The 22,275-nt window shown below is 47.4% G+C and carries 18 protein-coding genes and 2 pseudogenes; 10 read left to right on the forward strand and 10 right to left on the reverse strand.

The genetic code is table 11. The features are described 5' to 3' along the window. Positions 1-47 precede the first annotated feature (47 nt). A complete protein-coding gene (locus A8L45_RS17025; protein ID WP_068904473.1) occupies positions 48-461 on the reverse strand; it encodes a hypothetical protein in 414 nt (137 codons plus the stop codon). A 324-nt stretch (positions 462-785) separates the two neighbouring features. Between A8L45_RS17025 and A8L45_RS25350 the strand changes: the two are divergent. Then, positions 786-917: pseudogene (locus tag A8L45_RS25350) on the forward strand (exodeoxyribonuclease III); the annotation flags it as partial. A 45-nt stretch (positions 918-962) separates the two neighbouring features. On the opposite strand, the gene A8L45_RS17030 reads toward A8L45_RS25350, so the two are convergent. Continuing rightward, positions 963-1,307, reverse strand: a complete 345-nt coding sequence (locus A8L45_RS17030; protein WP_068904476.1) for a hypothetical protein — start codon at positions 1,305-1,307, stop codon at positions 963-965. Next, positions 1,304-2,938 carry a S1 family peptidase gene (locus A8L45_RS17035; protein ID WP_068904478.1) on the reverse strand — a complete coding sequence of 545 codons (1,635 nt, stop codon included), beginning with the start codon at positions 2,936-2,938 and terminating at the stop codon, positions 1,304-1,306. Before A8L45_RS17035 ends, A8L45_RS17030 begins: the two co-directional genes overlap by 4 nt. Before the next feature lie 254 nt (positions 2,939-3,192). On the opposite strand from A8L45_RS17035, the gene xthA reads away from it, so the two are divergent. Further along, entirely contained in the window at positions 3,193-3,999 is an 807-nt protein-coding gene (gene xthA / locus A8L45_RS17040) for an exodeoxyribonuclease III (protein WP_068904480.1), read from the forward strand. 88 nt (positions 4,000-4,087) lie between these two features. Here the strand turns inward: xthA and A8L45_RS17045 are convergent, their stop codons facing one another. The 4 genes from A8L45_RS17045 to A8L45_RS17060 form a co-directional block, all read right to left on the reverse strand. Next, positions 4,088-4,765 carry an ABC transporter permease gene (locus tag A8L45_RS17045; RefSeq protein ID WP_068904482.1) on the reverse strand — a complete coding sequence of 226 codons (678 nt, stop codon included), beginning with the start codon at positions 4,763-4,765 and terminating at the stop codon, positions 4,088-4,090. A 13-nt stretch (positions 4,766-4,778) separates the two neighbouring features. Next, positions 4,779-5,519: an ABC transporter permease gene (locus tag A8L45_RS17050; protein ID WP_068904484.1), complete on the reverse strand. Its 741-nt coding sequence runs from the start codon at positions 5,517-5,519 to the stop codon at positions 4,779-4,781. Between the two features lie 91 nt (positions 5,520-5,610). After that, positions 5,611-6,387 carry an ABC transporter substrate-binding protein gene (locus A8L45_RS17055; RefSeq protein ID WP_068904486.1) on the reverse strand — a complete coding sequence of 259 codons (777 nt, stop codon included), beginning with the start codon at positions 6,385-6,387 and terminating at the stop codon, positions 5,611-5,613. A gap of 122 nt (positions 6,388-6,509) precedes the next feature. Then, positions 6,510-7,280, reverse strand: coding sequence for an ABC transporter ATP-binding protein (locus A8L45_RS17060; RefSeq protein WP_068904488.1), 771 nt, complete (start codon positions 7,278-7,280; stop codon positions 6,510-6,512). A 284-nt stretch (positions 7,281-7,564) separates the two neighbouring features. Here A8L45_RS17060 and A8L45_RS17065 point away from each other — a divergent pair, with 284 nt between their 5' ends. Further along, positions 7,565-9,235 carry an ABC transporter substrate-binding protein gene (locus A8L45_RS17065; RefSeq protein WP_068904490.1) on the forward strand — a complete coding sequence of 557 codons (1,671 nt, stop codon included), beginning with the start codon at positions 7,565-7,567 and terminating at the stop codon, positions 9,233-9,235. Positions 9,236-9,239: 4 nt separating this feature from the next. Here A8L45_RS17065 and A8L45_RS17070 read toward each other — a convergent pair whose 3' ends face one another. Beyond that, positions 9,240-10,418, reverse strand: a complete 1,179-nt coding sequence (locus tag A8L45_RS17070) for a tetratricopeptide repeat protein (protein ID WP_068904492.1) — start codon at positions 10,416-10,418, stop codon at positions 9,240-9,242. A gap of 182 nt (positions 10,419-10,600) precedes the next feature. Between A8L45_RS17070 and ycaO the strand changes: the two are divergent. From ycaO to pflA, 4 genes and pseudogenes are all read left to right on the forward strand, one after another. Beyond that, a pseudogene (ycaO, locus tag A8L45_RS17075) lies at positions 10,601-12,354 on the forward strand (30S ribosomal protein S12 methylthiotransferase accessory factor YcaO). Between the two features lie 301 nt (positions 12,355-12,655). Next, positions 12,656-13,549 (forward strand): formate transporter FocA, encoded by an 894-nt coding sequence (gene focA, locus A8L45_RS17080; RefSeq protein ID WP_281181530.1) that lies wholly within the window; start codon positions 12,656-12,658, stop codon positions 13,547-13,549. Positions 13,550-13,594: 45 nt separating this feature from the next. Continuing rightward, the gene (gene pflB / locus A8L45_RS17085; RefSeq protein WP_068904494.1) at positions 13,595-15,871 is read left to right on the forward strand and encodes a formate C-acetyltransferase; all 2,277 of its coding nucleotides are present in this window, start codon (positions 13,595-13,597) and stop codon (positions 15,869-15,871) included. A 136-nt stretch (positions 15,872-16,007) separates the two neighbouring features. Beyond that, positions 16,008-16,748: a pyruvate formate lyase 1-activating protein gene (pflA, locus tag A8L45_RS17090; protein ID WP_068904496.1), complete on the forward strand. Its 741-nt coding sequence runs from the start codon at positions 16,008-16,010 to the stop codon at positions 16,746-16,748. Positions 16,749-16,752: 4 nt separating this feature from the next. Here the strand turns inward: pflA and A8L45_RS17095 are convergent, their stop codons facing one another. Then, complete coding sequence (locus A8L45_RS17095) at positions 16,753-17,397, reverse strand: energy-coupling factor ABC transporter permease (RefSeq protein ID WP_068904498.1); 645 nt, start codon at positions 17,395-17,397, stop codon at positions 16,753-16,755. Between the two features lie 348 nt (positions 17,398-17,745). On the opposite strand from A8L45_RS17095, the gene rlmA reads away from it, so the two are divergent. After that, positions 17,746-18,564, forward strand: a complete 819-nt coding sequence (gene rlmA / locus A8L45_RS17100) for a 23S rRNA (guanine(745)-N(1))-methyltransferase (protein ID WP_068904550.1) — start codon at positions 17,746-17,748, stop codon at positions 18,562-18,564. A gap of 272 nt (positions 18,565-18,836) precedes the next feature. Beyond that, positions 18,837-19,823, forward strand: coding sequence for a ChaN family lipoprotein (locus A8L45_RS17105; RefSeq protein WP_245680754.1), 987 nt, complete (start codon positions 18,837-18,839; stop codon positions 19,821-19,823). A 308-nt stretch (positions 19,824-20,131) separates the two neighbouring features. Here the strand turns inward: A8L45_RS17105 and yfbV are convergent, their stop codons facing one another. After that, the gene (gene yfbV, locus A8L45_RS17110) at positions 20,132-20,581 is read right to left on the reverse strand and encodes a terminus macrodomain insulation protein YfbV (protein WP_068904554.1); all 450 of its coding nucleotides are present in this window, start codon (positions 20,579-20,581) and stop codon (positions 20,132-20,134) included. Positions 20,582-21,021: 440 nt separating this feature from the next. On the opposite strand from yfbV, the gene A8L45_RS17115 reads away from it, so the two are divergent. Beyond that, positions 21,022-22,218, forward strand: a complete 1,197-nt coding sequence (locus A8L45_RS17115; RefSeq protein ID WP_068904501.1) for an acetate kinase — start codon at positions 21,022-21,024, stop codon at positions 22,216-22,218. Positions 22,219-22,275 lie beyond the last annotated feature (57 nt).

A 22,275-nucleotide genomic window follows, 5' to 3' on the forward strand; every position in this document is an offset into this window, starting at 1 on the left:
AAAAAGCCAGCTCATTGAGCTGGCTTTTTGCTATCCAAACGTCATGATTATCTCAGTAGGCTAATGTTATAGCGGACTTTTTTGGAGTCTGTACCGTCAGGATACTTTTCCGTTATCTCGATGAAGTCATCGTCAATCTCAAACTTCACTGTAGGGTCCTGCCCTTTATCACGCCAACGCCCTTTACCCTGAGACCAGACCATTCTCTTTCTATCTATTTTGCAGCGATACTTCCATAACTTACCGTCATCGGCCCGTTTATAGGACACGTGATAGACGATGTACTTGCCCGTTTCTTCCTGTCTGTCGATGTTAACAATAGACGGGCTTTTCTTTTTAATGGCAGCGATTCCGGCACGACAAATCATCTGTTCATCAAAATCACCGTACTTTGAGCAACCTGCCAGTGATAACGCGACCAGAGAAAAAATTACAATTTTAATAACCTGCAGTGCTTTCATATCCATTTCCCCTGCAAACTAATTGACGAGTTTCAATAACTAAACCTAGTCTCTTAAGTGATAAATAGTTCATTAATGAGTCAATTTGTGAGGGAGAGCCTGTCCCTGAAAGAAAAAGACGACAAAAGTATGTGTTTTTCGCATGAAAATGTTGTTCAGCGAAAATTCGCTCCCTGCCAAACTGCCACAGGTTACGTTACACTAAAGTCCTCTCGCTGATATCGTGGCGTCAGCTACATTATATAGCGCAACATAACGACCGGGCAGTGCCCACTGCCCAATACGTAGAGAACAATCAGGTTGTGGAAATCAAATTGCGTGACGGAAACTTTGCCTCTTCAGGATGTTGAGGCAACGGGACACGAGGTGTATCACCATGGTCAGAAAGCCCACTAAGGTGTAGCTATGCTGTGCAAGCAAGAGCCTGTTAACGTTCAAAAGGGATTCCCGATAGATAAAGTAGAAAAAGCCCTCTAAAGGAGGGCTTGAATAGTAATTAATCTATTTTTTAATCGATAGCTGTGGGTTGACTACATTTAGTTTAAGTTTTTCAAGATTAGCATTAATTCGTAGCTTGTAATTTTTATATGAGGGCTTCATACGACAAAGATCAGGTTTCGTTCTAATCACCTCTATGTTTGCCATATCAGACTTAATATCTCTCACCTGCAATTGAAAACTGTCATTACTCGTACAGCCATTAGTTACGGCGACAAAAGATATGAAAGCGTTGTCAATCCTCGTATCTGCGATCGACTCTGGCTCTCCCTTTGTTCTGCTTTCGACTGTATTACATCCCATCAAAGCAACTGTTATTGCTGTTAAAGTACCAAATCGTAGTTTCAAGGCTCTTTCCTCGACGTTTTAAATGACATTAAAAATAGCGCCATGAACCCCATAATAATCCCGAATGCTCCCCCAGAAGTTGCAATAGGCTCTGGTTCTGGATTAACAATAACATCTGGCTCAAATTTTAGTCTTTGGATATAAGCTTTGTCTTTTCCATCGAAATAAACATTATCTTTTTCATAAATAAAGGTTACCGAATTGACGGTATTTGGAAGCTCTAATTCATAGGCGTTAAAAGATTCTTGCCCAGAGAGTGTAAGCTTGACTTCGCCGTTAACAACAACTCTCAAAAAATCATAACCAAGTTCAGATGAGACACTGGCTTCAAAAGATATTTTACCTTGCTCCAACTCAGCGATTTGCATAATTGAACTGCTACTATTGCCAATAGCTACAGATTCAAAAGCACCATCAGAGTACTGCCATGCGTTATCATTTACATAAACCGATCTTCCTATGGCACCACTCAGTTCGCCAAGATCTCTTGCCAATCTATCAAGTTCAAGTTCAAGTTGAATAGACTTGAGCCCAACATCATCATGCTCAAGGTTGACGACAACCTGTCTTTTTTCACCCTCAGGCCATGACGCAAGACTTAGCGATACGTCGCACTTTTCAATGGGAGAAGTCTCTTGTACATGATGGCAACCAAACCACTCCGCTGTGTTGTCATTATCGATTTCCAAATCCAAAACTCTAGCATGGCCCTCCGTAAAGTTAAGAACTTGGAGAGAGGTATTCACTCGTTCGTTACCCTCATAACTCCATACGTAGTTGGGAGACTTGAGGTAAACACCATTAGTCTGCTCTTTAATCCAACCATTTTCAGCATAATATGCGACGTTAGCATAAACACCATAATTGTCTGGCTGAGCGCAACCAGCCCCCCAGCTCACGACCCCTACTTGCTTTACTACGCCATTGTCATTAAAGATGAGAGGCCCACCACTGTCTCCTTGACAAGAATCCTTACCCCCTTGTTCAAATCCAGCACATATCTCAGTCTCATTAACATTACTGTAATCACCCCCAGATTGTTTACATAGCTCTCTCGACACATAGTCGACATCGACCTGGTGAAGAATAGCTGGAGAATTTACGGTCCCATCGCTGTTAAGATTTCCCCAACCAGCAACATTAAGTGAATCACCGGACTTATTTTCTATGTCAGCGAGAGCGACTATATCTTGGTTTAATGCGTCTTCTAAAACGAGTACAGCGATATCATTTCCGTGGGTGTGTCTGTAATCTTGGTGAGAAAGAATAAGGGATACATTTACTCTTTCTCCTTGACTAGTTTCTTGCGTTAGATCGTATATACCAACAACAACTTCGATATCTTCCGCCGCACTTCCGTCGACACAATGTGCTGCAGTGAGCACGTACCTGTCGCCAATTAAGCTTCCCCCACAAAATTGTCCCGGGTGGGCTGATTGACCACGACCAACAAGTGCAACCATAAATGGCCAGTTTTCTCTTTTAGCTGGCTCTCCGCCGATAATACGAGGTTTTAGATTTTCTAGACTAGACAAAGGATCTTTAAGTTGTCTTTGCAGGTCAGTGTCTGCCATGATCGGCATACAATGCCCCAATGCAACCATACCCATTATGATTGATAGTTTTTTCATGATTTTTACCTTTTATCAATACCTTGCCATTTGACATTGGTATGATAAAAATTAAGTGGTCTGGTCTCATCCGCTCGTCAATCATTCGTGGACACACCACTATAAAACAGTTCAAAAATACAACAACTAAGTGAGAAAACTCGAACAAAAAAATAAAAATAAACCTAGCTAAGGTTGTTTAGATGTTCGCAAAAAAGTGGTAAAACCGTCACAATGAGCATTTATGACCGAGGCACTCTGAGGCATCACTCACTATGAAAATCATTTCTTTTAATATCAATGGACTGCGCGCTCGCCTTCATCAGTTGCAAGCACTTATTGACAAGCATCAGCCCGATGTTATCGGTCTTCAAGAGATCAAGGTACACGATGAGGCTTTCCCTCTCGAAGATGTCGAAGCGATGGGATATAAAGTCTACCATCACGGTCAGAAAGCTCACTACGGCGTCGCGATGCTTTGTAAGCAAGAGCCTGTTAACGTTCAGAAGGGCTTCCCGACCGATGAGGAAGATGCGCAACGCAGAATGATCATGGCGACGTTTAAACAGGATGATGGTTCAGAAATTACCGTGCTTAATGGCTATTTCCCACAAGGCGAAAATATTGAGCATGAGACCAAGTACCCTGCGAAACGTAAGTTCTATAAAGATTTGATGACTTACCTCAATGAAGCACACACCAACGACCAGAAAGTGGTGGTAATGGGCGATATCAACATCAGCCCGCAGGATACTGATATCGGTATTGGTGAACCAAACCGTAAGCGTTGGCTGAAAACAGGTAAGTGCTCGTTCCAGCCTGAGGAGCGCGAATGGCTGGCAACCCTAATGAACTGGGGTTTTGTTGATACATTCCGCCAGCAATACCCTGATGTTACCGATAAGTACTCATGGTTTGATTACCGTTCACGCGGATTTGATGATAACCGTGGCCTGCGGATAGATGTCATACTGGCTACGCCATCACTGGCGGAGCAATGCCAGGATACAGGTATCGACTACGAGCTGCGAGGCATCGAGAAACCGTCTGACCATGCGCCTATATGGGCCACATTCGCCTGATACCAAATTATATTTTCAAGAATAGAAAAAGGACCCTACCGGGTCCTTTTTGTTGTCTAAAAGCATAAGCTTCGCGTTGTGTATCAGCTTAACTCAACGGTCTCATATGACGTAAGAATCTGTTTTCTGCCTTCTTAAAGCACCAGAGAATCATAAAGGTCAGCAGCATATAAAACAGACCTGCGGTGAGGAAAGACTCAAACGGCGCATAATAACGGGAGTTAACGATCCTTGCTGCACCTGTTAAATCAATAATGGTCACAATACCTGCTACCGCCGAGCCATGGAGCATAAAGATCACTTCATTACTGTAGGCAGGTATCGCGCGACGAAGCGCACTGGGTAGTACAATCCGACGAAATGCACGAAATGGGCTCATGCCGTATGCAATCGCCGCCTCTACTTCGCCTCTCGGCAAACCATTAATGGCTCCCCTGATGATCTCAGCGGTATAGGCCGCTGTGTTAAGAACAAAAGCCACCAGTGCACAAAACCAGGCGTTTTCCCACAACGTGTCCTGCACATCAATCCACTGACTCATGCCATAGTAAATAAGGTACAGCTGGATCAGCAGTGGAGTACCGCGGAAGAAATAGATAAACATCCATGCCGGGCCATAAATGGCCGGATTATTGGCGTTTCTTGCCACAGCCAACGGAATAGCGACCATCAATCCAATGACCAAAGCCAATGCCACCAGCCAAACTGTGGTGTAAAGGCCTTCCCAATAGATAGGCCATGTTTCGATAACCAGAGAAAAATCCATATCAACCTCCTGCTTATCGGGTATGAATGCTAAAACGGCGCTCCATCCACTTTAAACCAGCGGTAGAGAGTGCAGTAAACAGCAAAAATAACAGAGCAACGGCAAAGTAAAACGTGAAGGGCATCTGGGTTGAACCCGCAGCCAGCGTTCCCATACGAACCATGTCGTTAAGTCCGATAATAGAGACCAGCGCGGTGGTTTTCAGTAATACCAACCAGTTATTACCAAAACCCGGTAAAGCATGGCGAATCATCTGTGGCAGCAGAATCCGACGGAACGCGAGCACTTTACTCATACCATAGGCTTTGGCGGCTTCAAGCTGTCCGGTATCCACGGCCAGAATTGCCCCACGGAAGGTCTCTGCCATGTAAGCACCAAAAATAAAGCCAATGGTCAGCACCCCGGCAATAAATGGACTGACGTCGACATAATCCGGCAGATAGGAGGTCCACTCATGTTGCGGATCGCCAGAAGCAAAATAATTGTTGAGGCTTTCGTTTATGGAGTAAAGACTGCTATTGAGCAGAATCTGGCCGCCGTAGAAGATCAACATCATCAGCACCAGATCGGGAATACCACGAATCACTGTGGTGTAGAAGGTGGCGATACCCCTTGCAATTCGGAACTCTGACAGCTTTGCCAGTGCGCCAGCCATCCCTAACACTACGGCGAGTGCCAGTGATAGCAATGCTACCTGAAGCGTTATCCATGCTCCCTGAAGTATCGACCACTCGTAACCTTGCAAATCCAACATAACGACTACTTACTTTTCAGGTCAGACTGCGAGTGCCCCTTGGGGCTGCAGAGGGGAAACAGCAGGGGCGGTCCCGCCCCTGCTATGAGGATTAATCGCCGTACACGTCGTAGTTGAAGTACTTGTCAGCAATTTTCTGGTAAATGCCCTTTTCACGCAGCGATTTAATCGCTTTATCCAGCTTGGCGGTCAGATCTTTGTCCTGTTTGCGGACAGCAATACCAAAACCTTCACCGAACCAGCGAGGATCAGTCAAAGAAGGACCAACAAACTCAAAGCCAGAGCCGCCGTCTTTGTTCAACAGACCTTCTTCCAGCGCAGAGGCATCACCCAACAGGGTATCGATACGGCCTGCTTTCAGATCAAGATAGGCATCATCAAACGAGCCATAGCGGGAGATTTTTACCGTGTCGCCGTAATTATCAGTCACATATTTGTCGTGGGTGGTTGCGCGCTGAACACCAATTTTCACACCCTTAAGACCTTCTGCCGTGAACGTCAGACCCGCACCTTTTTTGGCAACAAACTTGTTTGGAATAAGAGCGTATTTGCCAGTAAAGTCGATTTTCTTCTTACGTTCTTCGGTGATAGACATCGCCGCGATGATGGCATCGTATTTTCTCGCCAACAGCGATGGAATAATGCCATCCCAGTCTTGGGCAACAATCACACACTTAGCTTTCAGTTCTTCACAGAGCGCATTGGCCATATCGACATCAAAGCCTGCCAGTGAGCCGTCTTCCAGCGTGGTACTGAAAGGAGGATACGCGCCCTCAATACCAAAACGAACCACCTTCCAATCCTTGGCAAATACGGAGCCCGAGCTTGCAGCTGCAACCATTGCTGCGGCAAAAAGCCATTTTTTCATATTCCTTCTCCTGTCCTGATAGCCGGGCAGACACCTGCCAAACCCGGAACCTTGATGTTATAGAGGTTGAATTGCCCTGAGGCACTTTCACCCTCTAAGACTAGCTGGCCTTTGCCAACACGCTAGTAAATTGATGAGATAAACTGTTGTAAACGTTCGGAATTGGGATTTGTGAAAAGCTGCTCAGGATGCCCCTGCTCTTCAACTTTTCCTTGATGCAAAAACATCACATGGTTAGACACGTCGCGGGCAAATGCCATTTCATGCGTCACCACCAGCATGGTACGTCCCTCTTCTGCAAGGCTGCGCATGACACCCAGAACTTCTCCCACAAGCTCAGGATCAAGCGCTGAAGTGGGTTCATCAAACAGCAGTACCTCCGGATCTACCGCCAACGCCCTGGCAATGGCTGCCCTTTGTTGCTGACCACCAGACAAATGACCGGGATAATAATTACGCCGCTCAAAAAGGCCGACACGCTTTAGCAGCGTCTCAGCTTTATCAATAGCCTCAGCTTTTGGCACGCCAAGTACATGAACGGGCGCCTCAATGACGTTTTGCAGTACCGTCATATGAGACCAAAGGTTGAATCCCTGAAAGACCATAGCAAGGCGGGAACGGATCCTTTGTACCTGACGTTCACTGACAGGAACTCTGTCGCCACTACGACCGGGCTTCATCTCGATCAATTCACCATTGACGATAATGTCACCACCTGTGGGCGTTTCAAGAAGATTAATACAGCGTAGAAAGGTGCTTTTTCCTGAACCGGATGAACCGATAATAGAGACCACATCACCAGATTTGGCATCCAGTGAGATCCCCTTCAGTACTTCATGTTGCCCGAAGCTTTTGCGGATATCCCTGACTTGCAGCGCTACTGCGTCTTCCATGCGCTCCACTCCTGTGGTTGAGTCCTTTAGATGATTAGATGTCGGCCAGATCGGGACGGCTGGTGATATTTTCTTGTCATCTCGCCGCATTCCTCTGTCCAGCACTGAACATAGCACTGCGGCCATAAGCCAGCAACAATTTGTCAACAAATCATAATAAAGCCCTCACTGTTTGCCTAAATAGTGGGCAATCATTCGGAGAAACAGAGGGGATAATTGCAGGGTATGCGGGTCTGAGGTAGATTTGGAGCAAGTCCAAAATCAGCTTTTCTAAGAGTGCTAGGATGCCGTTCTTTCTGATTCTCATTTTGCTTCTTCTGCCTTCAACGGTATCAGCAGCATCGACCCTTACTATGATCCCTCGACTGACGGATGGACATCAGAGGAACTTTAATCCGTTCAGGGCCAATTCAGTATCGACCACCAAGGGCTTTATCTTCGAGCCGCTGTTTATTACGGCCGCGGAAAAACGTTACTACCGTCTTGCTGATAGCGTCACCTTCTCAGATGATTTGTCGAAAATAAAACTTCACCTCCGTTCTGGGATCACGTGGTCAGACGGTCAGCCGTTCGTTGCCGAGGATGTGGTATACAGCCTTAATCTGCAGAAAGACACGCCTAATCTGGATATTCATCATGTGGGTGAAAAGATAAAGTCGGTATCAAAGACGGGCCCCCGAGAGGTGACGGTTACGCTCAAGCAACCAAACACTCACTTCCTTACACTGTTGGCTCACAGCCCTATTGTGCCTTTCCATCAATGGAAAACAGTCAAGGATCCGGAAACCTTCCTCAATCCGGATCCCATCGGAACAGGCCCTTTCACCAAGATAAGCTCTTTCTCTTCACAGGAAGTGGTTCAGTGCCGCAATCCAAAATACTGGCAAGCGTCAAAGCTGGCTATCGATTGTATTCGCTACCCGAAAGTAGCCAGTAATGAGGAGTTAGTTGACAGGCTAAGCGCGGGTGAAATTGATTGGGCAAGTGCCTTTATACCGGATATCGACCGAAACTACGCTGCTTACTCCCCTCATCACAAATACCATCCGGATGTTTCCAGTGTAGTGAGCCTGCTGTTCAATTTTGACAATCCGGATCCGAATATCAAGCAGGTGATCAGCGATATCCGGTTCAGAAGGGCAATGTCGATGGCGATAGACAGAGAACTGTTGATCAATATCGCTGTATTCGGTCAGGGACAACTCGTCACAACGCCCAGCGGGCTTGAGCCAAAGTTCAGCAGTTGGGTCAATCCATCACATCGGGATCAGTTTAACTACTACATCCGCTATCATCCGAGTGCTTCTAAACGTCTGTTAGACAACATGAACATCAAGGACAAGGATGGCGATGGCTACCGCGAGTTACCCTCAGGAAAACCTCTGTACTTGTCGATCATCACTCCGAAAGGCTGGTCAGATTTCGAATCTTCTGCAGAAGTCATTAAAGATATGGCGGCGACGATTGGTATCAAGGTGATTCATTCATCCGTCAACTTCAGTTTGTATGAAGAGTTAATGGCGACAGCGGATTATGACATTACACTCACCAACTACCCGAGGGGGAACTCCCCGTTCATTTATTTTGATGCTGCTTTTAACAGCGAACACCAGAAAAAAGAATCGCCACGTTATGCCAGACATTACTTTGTACAGCCCAAAGTGGATGCTCTTTTACACGAATACAAGGTGACCAAGTCTCTGGATGATAAGAAAGTCATCATTGATAAGCTGGAGGCACTGCTGGTTCGCAAGCAAGTGACGGTACCTCTTTATTACAAAATAGATACCGTGGAGTACAACAGCACGCGCTTTAAAGGATGGTGGCAAGATGACCAGCAGCACGGCAAGGTGCCGCCCATCTGGTCGAACTCGCAACTGCGCCTTCTGCAAACGCTGGACCTATCAGAGGCGAAACACAAAGAGCGGGAACTCGACCAATATCACCCTCAATAACGCGTTATTTTGCAGGCCTGTTTTTGAGTACATCAAGCGTGGACAGCCAGTAGCTGGCATCAGAATCAGGCGCGCGCTTTTGCCACTCACGTAAGGCAATATCGGCTTGCTGATATTGCCCCGCTTTCATGGCGCAATACCCTGCCATTTTCCAAAGCGCGACATCGTTAGAAGCACCAATAGAAATCGCCAGTTCAGCCGCATCACTGCAGGTCGTAAATTCACCCTCTTTGAGTGCAGATTGCGCCTTCACCTTGAGTACCTGCATTTCAGGCTCCGACGTCAGGTTATTTGCCGTCTTCAATGCTTCTCGCCATTGTTGCGATTCAAACTGGTACTTGAGCAGCCATTTCAGGTTCTGACGATTTGTTTCCAGAATCCGGGAAGACAGACCAACATTAATCGCTTCAGCCGCCACCTCTGTATTACCAGAGCGATAGGCAGAATCTGCCATCAACAGGAAATCATTTGCAATAAGCTCTTTTCCTGACGCGATGACCTGACGAATGATCAAATATGAGCGCGGATAGTCTTTCGTTTTGAAATACACTCTCGCCCGGCTGCGTTTTAGCTCAACAGACAAGCCATAGCGACTTTCAATCGCTGTCAGCGTGTTAAGAAGCGGCGTAAACAGGCCCAGTTTTTCCTGACACTGTGCTTTTATTACCCAGATGTCTTTTGTAGGCTCAGTCAAATCCTGCAATAGGCGATCGTGGTGCGTGAGCACTTTTTTGCACTGATCCAGCTTGTAGAGGGTGCGGACATAGGACAGACGATATCTCACGTCGTCAGGCTCAAGACGAAGATAGTGCGATGTAAACGCCGCGCTCGCGCGATGCATCTTACGTTCCCCTGAAATCAGGATTAACTGTTTCAGAGTATCGCGCAGGTAATCTGGCGGTAACATTCTAGACTGGTAAGCCAGCAGCAGATTTTGCTGTGCTTCAATAATATTACCAAGTCCCCAGTAAGCTCTGCCACGAAACGTAGCTAGAATCGCTTTTTGCTCTGCATCTTTTGCTGTAGCAGCATCAGTCAGAGTCAGCGCCTGCTGATAGTTCCCTAACTGAAGCTCTTGCCTGATTAAACCCAGGTTGTCAGAAAAAGTAACTGGCGGAACGTCCTGTTCAGCAGCATACAGGGAGCAAGGCAAAAGGAGTACGAGTAACCAAATGCCTCTCATATCAATCCATGACCTTGTTTAGTTCTGATTTTCAATAATTCCTTAAATGGTATTGGAAAAGCTATCTGCACACTGTCCCATTACTAACACAGTCGTATGAGCACTTTATCTCTTGGATGCTCGCATCTGTCTCATACTGGGTATACACTTCACGCCCTCAATCACTTTCCTGAACTCAGATAATGAAGACCTTTATTCCCGGTAAAGACGCGGCTCTGGAAGAGTCCATTGAACGCTTTAACAGCAAATTGTCTCATCATGGTTTCGATATTGAGGCAGTATCCTGGCTCAACCCTGTCCCGAATGTATGGTCAGTTCATATCCGCGACAAAGCCGCACCGATGAACTTCACCAATGGTAAAGGTGCCAGCAAGAAAGCCGCCTTAGCGTCTGCATTAGGTGAATACTTTGAGCGCCTGTCATGTAACTACTTTTATGCCGACTATTATCTGGGTGAACAGGTTGCCAGTGGTGATTTTGTTCACTACCCAAATGAAAAGTGGTATCCACTGACTGACGACGACAGCGTACCTGAAGAGCTGCTTGATGATGACATGCGGGCATTCTATGACCCGGATCAGCAACTGTTAGCCAGCGATCTGGTTGATTTACAATCAGGCAATGAAGAACGCGGTATCTGTGCTCTGCCATTCGTACGTCAGAAAGATCAGCAAACCGTTTATGTGCCAATGAACTTGATTGGCAATCTGTATGTCTCCAACGGGATGTCAGCGGGTAACACCGAAACAGAAGCACGCAGTCAGGCATTGTCAGAAGTGTTTGAGCGTGCGATCAAAAACCGGATTATCGCGGAGCGAATCACCCTGCCAGTGATTCCTGAAGAGGTGATGGCACGTTTCCCTTCGATTCAGCATCTATTGATGCACTGATTGCCGAAGGTTTCCCGGTTGTGGCCTACGATGCATCTTTAGGTGGTCAATATCCGGTGATCTGTGTGGTGCTGTTCAACCCAACTAACGGCACGTGCTTCACCTCTTTTGGCGCACACCCCAAGTTTCAGGTGGCATTAGAACGAACCGTCACTGAATTGCTTCAGGGTCGCAGCCTGCGTGATCTGGATGTGTTTGAGGCACCGTCATTCCACGATGAGGATGTGGCCGACCACCATAACCTTGAGACCCACTTTATTGATTCCTCAGGCACAGTGTCTTGGGATATGTTCCGTACCACAGCCGACTATGCGTTCAGTGACTGGAACTTCGAAGGCAGCTCAGTTGAAGAGTGCGAGTGGTTGCTGGCAAAACTGCACGCAGAAAATGCTGATGCTTACATCGCTGATTATCAGCATCTGGATGTGAACTGCTGCCGGATCATTGTGCCGGGCTGGTCTGAAATTTATCCACCAGAAGAAATACAGATCGCGAATAACAATCGCGGCACTGAGTTACGTCATGCGCTCAGCCATCTGCTTAAAAACAAGATGGATGATGCGAGCTGTGAAGCACTGTTTGATGTGATTGAACAGGCAGATTTTGATGATGCCAACATGGTTGCTGAACTGATTGGTATTTGCCCCGATGCAGGCACGGCATGGAAAACCCTGACCATTGGTGAACTCAAGTGTCTGCTCAGTCTGGCCATGGGCGATCTTGAGTCTGCGCTTGATTTTGCGGTCTGGTGCGCCGACTACAACGCGACCTTGTACAACCAACAGAGAATGATCTTTATGCGCTGCCTGCAAGCAAGTCTTGAGCTGGCAATGGATGAGGAACGTGATGCCACCGAATACCATCAGGCGTTTGGCTTCACCTACAGCGAGGCAACTCGTGATGCGGTGTGGCAATCTATCTCAGGTGACGTCAGGTTTTATGGGCTGGCAATTGAAAATGATGATCTTCTGTCATTTTCTGCCCATCAGAAGCTCTTAGCGGCTTACCAAAAGCTGCAGGTGGCTAAAGCAAACCATGCGGGCTAATCCATAATTTTTTGGCAGGCTATCCATTGGCCTGCCAATCTCCTTCCAATGTCGAATTTGAAGACATTACAACGACTAAAAATACGTACACTTCTCATCCAACCCGCTCTGATTAAAATTTTTGTTTAACATTTAAAATTATTTATATTCAATAAAAACATAATGTTATGTGAAAATCACAGGTTTTACAGATAGTAGCCCAACGGAAAGCCTCACTCTTACTGATCCAGATCAAATCTGGTGAAAATTCGCTTTGTTAGTATCAGTTCAGACCCCAATTTTGATGATGTCGGGCAATACAGTGAACAGAAAAAACAATCCATTTGATGCACTGCTTCCACCGGAAATGGCAAAAAAAGCCGAAGACGTCGGTGTGTATAAAGCCACCAAATCTCCTTTTCAATCTTTCATCCTCGCCATCACCGCTGGCATCTTTATTTCCATCGCTTTTGTGTTCTACACCACAGTTACCACGGGCTCAGAAGACATGCCGTTTGGCATGGCGAAATTTGTTGGCGGCCTCGCGTTCAGCCTTGGTCTGATTCTCGTCGTGATCTGCGGCGGAGAGCTGTTTACATCGACTGTGTTGACCTCTGTTGCCAAAGCCAGTAACCGAATTAGCTGGCAACAGCTTGGCAGAAACTGGCTGACCGTTTATGTCGGCAACATGTTCGGGGCGTGCTTCTTTGTGGCTCTGATTTGGCTGGCGGGGCAGCATATGGCAGGCCAAGGTGGCTGGGGCATCAACGCAATGAAAATTGCCCAGCACAAGCTCCATCATGGATTTATCCAGGCAGTGGTATTAGGCACCCTGTGTAACCTGATGGTCTGCCTCGCCATTTGGATGACCTTTTCATGTCGGACAGTAACCGACAAGATTCTTTGTATGATGCTGCCTGTCTCAATGTTTGTTGCCTCAGGCTTTGAGCACAGCATCGCCAACATGTTCATGATCCCTATGGCCATTGTGATCAAATCATTTGCAGGCCCTGAGTTTTGGGCGGCGTCCGGCCACACTGTTGCAGAGTTTTCAGACCTGACAGTGCCTCACTTTATTTTTAATAACCTGATCCCCGTAACGATAGGCAACATCATAGGTGGCGGGTTGTTGGTCGGGATGACCTATTGGCTGATTTACCGACGTGGCGAGACACAACAAGCAGCCGAGGCTGCCAGCAACTCGACACGCGCTTAAAAATTAAAAAACTTATATTTTCAGAATTATACAAGGTAGGCGATTATGGCTGAGCAATTTGCAGCGGCATGGGAAGGCTTCAAAGGCGGTGACTGGCAGAACGATGTCAACGTTCGTGATTTCATTCAGGCAAACTACACCCCTTATGAAGGTGATGAATCTTTCATGAGCCCTGAGGGCACAGAAGCAACCAACGCTCTGTGGGACAAGGTTATGGAAGGCATTAAGCAAGAAAATGCTACCCACTCTCCAGTTGATTTTGACACGTCTCTGGTATCAACCATTACCTCTCACGATGCTGGTTATATTAATAAAGATCTCGAAACCATTGTCGGACTTCAAACTGATGCACCACTTAAACGCGCGATCATGCCAAATGGCGGCATCCGAATGATAGAAGGCTCATGCAAAGCCTATGACCGCGAGCTGGATCCTCAGGTATCAAAAATCTTCTCTGAATACCGTAAAACCCATAATCAGGGTGTCTTTGATGTCTACACACCGGACATTATGAAATGCCGCAAGTCAGGCGTGCTGACAGGCCTGCCTGACGCTTATGGTCGTGGCCGTATCATTGGTGATTACCGCCGTGTTGCACTGTACGGTGTCGATTTTCTGATCAAAGACAAGCTGGCCCAGTTCCACTCACTGCAAGAGAAACTGGAATCTGGTGACGATCTGCACATGACCATGCAATTACGCGAAGAGATCGCCGAACAGCACCGTGCACTGAACCAAATGAAAGAAATGGCTGCCAAATATGGCTGTGATATTTCCCGTCCGGCACAGACGGCGCAGGAAGCGGTACAGTGGACTTACTTTGGTTATCTGGCTGCGGTGAAATCTCAGAACGGTGCCGCCATGTCATTGGGCCGCGTGTCTACCTTCCTTGATATCTACATCGAACGTGACATCGCAACAGGCAAGATCACCGAAACTGACGCACAGGAAATGATCGACCACTTTGTGATGAAGTTGCGTATGGTCCGCTTCCTACGTACCCCAGAGTATGATGAGCTGTTTTCAGGTGATCCAATCTGGGCAACAGAATCAATTGGCGGTATGGGTGTTGATGGCCGTACTCTGGTCAGCCGTACCAGCTTCCGCTTCCTTAACACCCTCTACACCATGGGCCCTTCACCGGAGCCGAACATCACCGTACTCTGGTCTGAGCAACTGCCGGAAGGCTTCAAAAAGTACTGTGCCAAGGTCTCTATCGATACCTCGTCAATTCAGTATGAGAATGACGACCTAATGCGTCCTGACTTCGACAATGATGACTATGCGATTGCCTGCTGCGTGTCGCCTATGGTGGTTGGCAAACACATGCAGTTCTTCGGTGCCCGTGCCAATCTGGCAAAAACACTGCTGTATGTGATCAACGGTGGTGTTGACGAGAAACTCAAGCTGCAGGTAGGCCCGAAAGAGTCCCCTATGGCTGATGAGATACTCGACTTCGATAAAGTCTGGACCAAGCTCGACAGCTTTATGGACTGGCTGGCAACACAGTACGTGACGGCACTGAACGCTATTCACTACTCTCACGATAAATACAGCTATGAGTCTGCCCTGATGGCACTGCATGACCGCGATGTCAAGCGCACCATGGCCTGTGGTATTGCGGGTCTGTCTGTTGCCGCTGACTCTTTGTCTGCCATTAAGTACGCCAAAGTATCGCCTATCCGTGATGAAGATGGAATCGCGACTGACTTTACGATTGAGGGTGATTATCCGAAGTTTGGTAATAATGATGATCGCGTTGATAGCATTGCCTGTGAACTGGTTGAGAAGTTTATGAACAAGGTTCGCAAACTGAAAACCTACCGTGATGCTGAGCCAACTCAATCAGTACTGACTATTACCTCAAACGTGGTCTACGGCAAAAAAACCGGTAACACGCCTGATGGCCGACGTGCTGGCGCACCATTTGCACCGGGAGCCAACCCCATGCATGGCCGAGATGAGAAAGGAGCCGTTGCCTCACTGACGTCGGTAGCAAAACTGCCGTTTGAGCACGCCAAAGACGGTATCTCTTATACCTTCTCCATTGTTCCCAATGCACTGGGCAAAGACGACGACGCCCGCCGTACCAACCTTGCTGGTATGATGGACGGTTACTTCCACCATGACAACGAAATGGAAGGCGGTCAGCACCTCAATGTCAACGTGATGAACCGCGAGATGTTGCTGGATGCGATGGAAAACCCTGAGGAATATCCGCAACTGACGATTCGCGTATCTGGCTATGCAGTGCGTTTCAACTCGCTGACCAAAGAACAGCAACAAGACGTGATCGCGCGAACCTTCACGCAAACCATGTAATTAATGGATGGCACTGCTTTGCGGTGTCATCACTTCTTCCCTTCTGCGGAGGGGATTGAGCTGAGGCGGTTAACCTCTGTGATCAGTCGCCTCAGCTCAATCAGTTTTAACCTGCACATGCAGTTGGAGATCCCTTATGTCAGTCATGGGACGCATTCATTCCGTAGAATCCTGCGGCACTGTCGATGGACCCGGCATTCGTTTTATTGTTTTTTTGCAGGGCTGTCTGATGCGTTGCAAGTACTGCCACAACCGGGATACCTGGGACACCCATCAGGGGCGTCAGGCTTCCGTTGATGAGCTGATCGGAGAGGCAGTGACGTACCGCCATTTTATGAAAGCTTCTGGCGGGGGTGTCACGGCATCAGGCGGTGAAGCTATGCTGCAGCCGGAGTTTGTCCGCGACTTCTTCTCTGCAGCCAAACAGAAAGGACTGCATACCTGTCTCGACACCAATGGTTATATCCGCAAGTACACACCAGCCATTGATGAGGTCTTGGATAATACCGATTTGGTCATGCTAGACCTTAAACAGCTTAATGACGAGGTTCATCAGGATCTGATTGGCGTCTCCAACAAACGGACTCTGGACTTTGCCCGCTACCTTCATGAGCGGGGACAAAAAACCTGGATTCGTTATGTCGTGGTACCGGGTTACAGCGACGACGAGCTGTCTGTCCGCAAGCTGGGCGCCTTTATTGAAATGATGGATAACATTGAAAAGGTCGAGCTGCTCCCATACCACAAACTGGGAGAGCATAAGTGGGAAACGCTGGGTTACGACTACCCACTTAAGGGCGTCGAACCTCCGTCCAGAGAGACGATGGAACGCATCAAAAACATCATTGAAGGATACGGACACCAAGCAGTCTATTGAGACCTTAACTCGGTGAAAGATAATCGCGATCACTGTAGGTTTTCAGCCATTGCGGTCTGTATATGGTCATCAGGGTGATGGCCATACCACTGAGTAACGCTTCGGGGAACCACATCAACAACGATAGCCTGAGATAGTCATGCCATATAGATTTCCATGTATGGATATCTGCCAGCCAGTACCATCCGGCAACCAGACACTGGTGCAGGATCAGTGTCAGTCCCGCATTAAAAAATCCTGCGACGAAGATGTACACGAACAGGTGGTGCGGTAACAGGTGATAACTGAGCAAGAAGATCAGATAACTGAAGAAAATTGGTATCACCATGTGGGTCAGTGAAAAGAGACCAGCCTCCTGCAAAGGCACCATCCCCAGCAGGAGCATAGAGAGAAGCACCGCAGCACAAATCCAGACAGCTGTTCTGGCTCCGTGGCTGAGTGTCAGTACGACCAAACCCAGAAAGTGTATATCCAGACCTTCACGGATCCCGGCTTTCATTCCCCACAGGAAAAATAACAATACCGAGGTGCCAAAGACCAGATGCTGGTAACCTTTGTCCTGTCTCAGTTTATTAAGGCCTTCCGCCGGCCAGCAAAACCAAAGTACCGCCAGAAAAAGCATCCAGCTAATTGTCTGAACTATTTCCATGTCTGTTCCGAAAGTCTGCTCTACACTGCTTGAAATTCGCCCGAATCGCTCCGTCTGAAGCTCACCATCAGGCGTCTGTATTTATGTAATTTTTAGGCAAAAAAACGAGATATTCAGCCGTATGTATTGTGTAAATGACGACGCTGTAAACACACTATCCTAGTGCACATTATCCGCATCTGGCGTCTTATTGTCTTAACCATTACGCATAGAGGTTCTCACCTGATCCTTTAGGGCACAAAAAACTCATCTTGAGGATATTTGCCACAGGATGAGGTTTTCAAATCTTGCAGCTATCTGCAACACCCCGTATCCTTGCCGCTCTGTTTTCAGGTTGACGGTTTCACCATGTCTTATCTTTGTCCCTTATGCTCTGCACCACTTTTCTTGCAACAAAATAGCTATCGCTGCAACAGCAACCATCAGTTCGATGTTGCTAAAGAGGGCTATGTCAACCTGCTGCCTGTTCAGCACAAACGTTCAAAAGATCCGGGTGACAATAAGGCGATGATGCAGGCCCGCCGACATTTTCTCGATGCGGCTCATTATCAACCTATGCGTGATGCTGTCGCTGAATTGCTTTCAGAGAAATTGGTGGGTATAGGCAATTCCCAGCTACTGGATATTGGCTGCGGTGAGGGTTATTACACCGGACACTTCCAACAAACACTGACAGAGACAAAAGTGTTTGGTTTGGATATCTCTAAGATTGCCATCCGTTATGCAGCCAAACGTTATCGCAACGGCGAATTTCTTGTGGCCTCAAGCCAGCGACTGCCTTTTGATGACAACAAACTTGATGCTGTCGTCAGAATTTATGCGCCGTGTAATGGAGAAGAACTGCAGCGGGTGGTCAAAAATCATGGCGTTGTAGTTACAGTGACTCCCGGCCCCCGGCACCTTTACCAATTGAAAGCTGGCATTTACGACGAAGTCAGGCTGCACGATATTCCGGTTGAGGATATTCCGGGATTTGAACTGGCCTCAGAACACTCTGTCACCTACGACATGACGCTTAACAGCGAGGACGCAACCACCCTGCTTCAGATGACTCCGTTTGCGTGGCGGGCTCCTGAATCCTTGTGGCAAACGCTCAAAGATAGCGACGCATTCCACTGCGAGGCTGATTTTACGCTCCGGGTATACAGTAAATATCAACGTGATTAAGTCTCCTCTCTCATACCGTTATTTGTAAAAAGCACGTTTGCTTTTCCAATAAAACAGCCTGTCGTCATTTACCCATTCGGTGATGGCGACACCCCATTCCCACCAAGCCTGATACAACTACCTATCGCTAAGTTTATCCAAAACTTTTATTCAGTCGTCCCAGCGATGTGACATTCGAATTTGATTGTGAGGATGTCTAACAAATGGCCTCTCTGTAGAGGCTTATCTATACTCAAAACCAATGCTATCTGACAGATGGATGAGGAGCCCCCTTGAAGCGACTGATTATTATTTGTTTCTCCGCTTTTATTTTCTCAGGATGCCAGTCAACATTCCTGTCACAAAAAGATGCAAGTAATGAGAAGCATCAGATTAGCAGTTCAATCCCGGTTCGCGCTGACACCCTCTACCATTACCAGATTATTTCACCTGACGGCTTGCCTATTTCCCTCATAGATATGGCTGATGGAGTAAAAGACAAAGACGTTGTTCTCGTTGGTGAGTGGCATACACATCCGGCTGTACACCTGTTTCAGGCACAACTGATGGCTGCTCTTGCCGACCGAAATCCTAAACTGGTGCTCTCGATGGAACAGTTCAGCCGCCCGGACCAGACAGTGATTGACCGGTATTTGGAAGGTGAAATTGGCGAACAGGCATTGCTATCTCAGACAGCTGCATGGCCAAACTATCGCAGTGATTATCGCCCACTCGTTGACATCGCCAGACAAAGAGGTCTGACAGTTCTGGCAGCAAATACCACAAAAACTATCGTTCGCTGTCTGGCAGAACATGGTCCGGATATCATTAAAAAGATGCCCGCCGAGCAGCAAAAATACGTGGCTCGTGAACTCGATACGACGGACGGTCCTTACAAAGCAAAATTTCTGGCTCGTATGGGAGGCGATCAAAGCGACGCACTTGAAGGACTTTATGCTGCTCAGGTTGCATGGGATGAGACGATGGCAGAGACCATTACCGAGCATCTTACATTTCATCCCGGAAGCCAAATCATGCATGTCGCTGGAAGCTTTCATGTTGAGGGCGGGCTTGGGATCGCGAGTAGAATACTCAGACGCGACGCGACGTTAACAACGGCATTGATTGTTCCATCTTCAGTCTTAAACCCCGTTAGCGGTGATGCCAAGAGCTACCGCCTGCTTATTTCTCCCTTACCGGAGCGCGTAGTGAGTGGAGAGGAAAACCTATCTTCAGGCGCATCTTCTCACACTCGCCTCCCCGAAAGATGTCCCTACTGACAACGACTGCCATTTTGCGAGTGTTAATTAACACAAAGAATAAAGGGCACTAAAAAGGCGCTTTTTTGGTGAAAGATCAACACAAAGGTTTCTGACACTGAGCAGGATATTGTGCTGTAGAAGCCCACAGCCTAACCGCTTCGTTACAAAGTATTTAGAAACTGAATAAAACGCCAAATTTCAAGACGATTACATGATTAAAGCGTGACAAAACAGGATTTAAGATACAAAAAAACGCGCACGTGCGCGTCTTTTCAGATTAGCTTTACCTGCTCGCCCGGTAATTCAATACCGAGAGTCAATAAACGCTAGAACCAACGATCAAGTGAACCTTTATCTAGCTGTTTGAACGCTCGGTTCAAGGTCACCGCGAGTTCTTTATATCTCGGTCTGCTCTTGATGGGTTGCAAAGCACCACCCTCACTGGTGATTTTCTCGTGAAGGTCACGGTACCAGCCCGCAAGTGCAGGTGGAAGTTGTGTGTCACGGCGACGCCCCAGCCACCAGAGGCCTTGTAGCGGTAAACTCAACGCGAAAAGCGCCACGATCATCGCTTGTGGTAGACCAGAGTGATTATTAAATACCATTTGCATCAGTATGCATATCACCGCTACAGGCGGCATAACTCGGACAGCAAAACGGGTTGCTTTGATGATTCTGTTTTCTGGGAACATAGGTGCCAGCTCTTTCCGGAGCGGCCACTCATCCATGTATTTTTGTCCATCACGAAGACTTGTCCACATCGTTTTATTGCTCATACTTCGTGTACCTCGCTGTACCGACACGTCAAACATTGCGGCGGATCTGCTGCGCCTTACTATGCTTATACGACTGCAATAGTGTTAAAGGCCAGTAAAAAGATTAAAAAACTGCGACAAACGCTCAAAAAATTTTGTGATCCAAGACGACTACCGCTATCCTAGGCCCGCTTAACACAATTGTTGCTCGGATTTGATTATCTCGCAACCACCAAAACGCTATGTTTGCTGTTTTAAAGCCAGACAGCAAGTAAATAAATGACCAAAAAAAGGTTAAACGCTGGCGTTTTGTGCTGATTTCATGGACCGATCTATAGATGTATCTATTCCGCGACAAAATCTGACTTATTTTTCCGCAATAAGCAGACCCTGGCTTGGAATGGTCTGCTTGCTGCTTTGAAAAAATCACCCACTATTTCATTTTGAATAGGTAGCCCCAAATGTCGAAGTTGGTTCTAGTACTTAACTGCGGTAGTTCTTCACTGAAATTCGCAATCGTTGACGCAGAGTCTGGTGATGAGCACCTGACTGGTCTAGCAGAGTGTCTGCATCTTCCTGAAGCACGCATTAAGTGGAAAATGGATGGCAAACACGAAGCTCAACTGGGTAACGGTGCTGCGCACAAAGAAGCACTGGCGTTTATCGTTGAATCAATCCTGGCGTCTAAGCCTGAGCTGGCAGAAAATCTGGCTGCAATCGGTCACCGTGTTGTTCACGGTGGTGAGCAGTTCACCGCTTCTGCCCTGATCACCGACGAAGTACTGAAAGGCATTCAAGATGCAGCGAGCTTTGCGCCACTGCACAACCCTGCTCACATCGTAGGTATCGAAGCCGCGAAGGCTGCTTTCCCAAGCCTGCAAAACGTTGCTGTATTCGACACAGCGTTCCACCAGACTATGCCTGAAGAAGCTTACCTGTATGCTCTGCCATACAAGCTTTACAAAGAGCACGGCATTCGTCGCTACGGCATGCACGGTACTTCTCACTTCTTCATCGCAAATGAAGCTGCAGAGCGTCTGGGCAAATCTGTTGACGAACTGAACATCATCAACTGTCACCTTGGTAACGGCGCATCAGTATGTGCTATCAAGAACGGTAAATCTGTTGACACGTCTATGGGTATGACCCCGCTGGAAGGTCTGGTCATGGGTACGCGTTCTGGTGATCTGGACCCTGCTATCATTTTCCACCTGCATGATGCTCTGGGTTACAGCGTTGAACAAATCAACACTATGCTGACTAAAGAGTCTGGCCTGCAAGGTCTGACAGAAGTGACGTCTGACTGTCGTTTCGTTGAAGACAACTACGGCGACAAAGAAGAAGCAACCCGCGCAATGGACGTATTCTGCCATCGTCTGGCGAAATACGTTGCTGGGTACACTGCATGCCTGGATGGTCGTCTGGACGCTATCGTGTTCACTGGCGGTATCGGTGAGAACTCAGGTCCTATCCGTGAGCTGGTACTGAACCGCCTGGGTCTGATGGGTATCGAAGTTGACGGTGAGCGCAACCTGAAAGCCCGTTTTGGTGGCGAAGGTGTGATCACGTCTGACAACAGCCGAGTTCCTGCTATGGTTATTTCAACCAATGAGGAATTGGTGATCGCTCAGGACACCGCACGTCTGGCTGAGATTTAATTCTCTCCAAATAGAATAAACGGCTGACTGAGTTCAGCCGTTTCACATTATTACAGA

This window comes from Veronia pacifica, assembly GCF_001707825.1.
Lineage (GTDB): Bacteria > Pseudomonadota > Gammaproteobacteria > Enterobacterales > Vibrionaceae > Veronia > Veronia pacifica.

Excerpts from the sequence above, each read along its gene's own strand:
- A8L45_RS17025 (WP_068904473.1), bottom strand. The coding sequence starts at position 461 with ATGAAAGCACTGCAGGTTATTAAAATTGTAATTTTTTCTCTGGTCGCG.
- A8L45_RS17035 (WP_068904478.1), bottom strand. The coding sequence starts at position 2,938 with ATGAAAAAACTATCAATCATAATGGGTATGGTTGCATTGGGGCATTGT.
- xthA (WP_068904480.1), top strand. The coding sequence starts at position 3,193 with ATGAAAATCATTTCTTTTAATATCAATGGACTGCGCGCTCGCCTTCAT.
- A8L45_RS17045 (WP_068904482.1), bottom strand. The coding sequence starts at position 4,765 with ATGGATTTTTCTCTGGTTATCGAAACATGGCCTATCTATTGGGAAGGC.
- A8L45_RS17050 (WP_068904484.1), bottom strand. The coding sequence starts at position 5,519 with ATGTTGGATTTGCAAGGTTACGAGTGGTCGATACTTCAGGGAGCATGG.
- A8L45_RS17055 (WP_068904486.1), bottom strand. The coding sequence starts at position 6,387 with ATGAAAAAATGGCTTTTTGCCGCAGCAATGGTTGCAGCTGCAAGCTCG.
- A8L45_RS17060 (WP_068904488.1), bottom strand. The coding sequence starts at position 7,280 with ATGGAAGACGCAGTAGCGCTGCAAGTCAGGGATATCCGCAAAAGCTTC.
- A8L45_RS17065 (WP_068904490.1), top strand. The coding sequence starts at position 7,565 with ATGCCGTTCTTTCTGATTCTCATTTTGCTTCTTCTGCCTTCAACGGTA.
- A8L45_RS17070 (WP_068904492.1), bottom strand. The coding sequence starts at position 10,418 with ATGAGAGGCATTTGGTTACTCGTACTCCTTTTGCCTTGCTCCCTGTAT.
- pflB (WP_068904494.1), top strand. The coding sequence starts at position 13,595 with ATGGCTGAGCAATTTGCAGCGGCATGGGAAGGCTTCAAAGGCGGTGAC.
- pflA (WP_068904496.1), top strand. The coding sequence starts at position 16,008 with ATGTCAGTCATGGGACGCATTCATTCCGTAGAATCCTGCGGCACTGTC.
- A8L45_RS17095 (WP_068904498.1), bottom strand. The coding sequence starts at position 17,397 with ATGGAAATAGTTCAGACAATTAGCTGGATGCTTTTTCTGGCGGTACTT.
- rlmA (WP_068904550.1), top strand. The coding sequence starts at position 17,746 with ATGTCTTATCTTTGTCCCTTATGCTCTGCACCACTTTTCTTGCAACAA.
- yfbV (WP_068904554.1), bottom strand. The coding sequence starts at position 20,581 with ATGAGCAATAAAACGATGTGGACAAGTCTTCGTGATGGACAAAAATAC.
- A8L45_RS17115 (WP_068904501.1), top strand. The coding sequence starts at position 21,022 with ATGTCGAAGTTGGTTCTAGTACTTAACTGCGGTAGTTCTTCACTGAAA.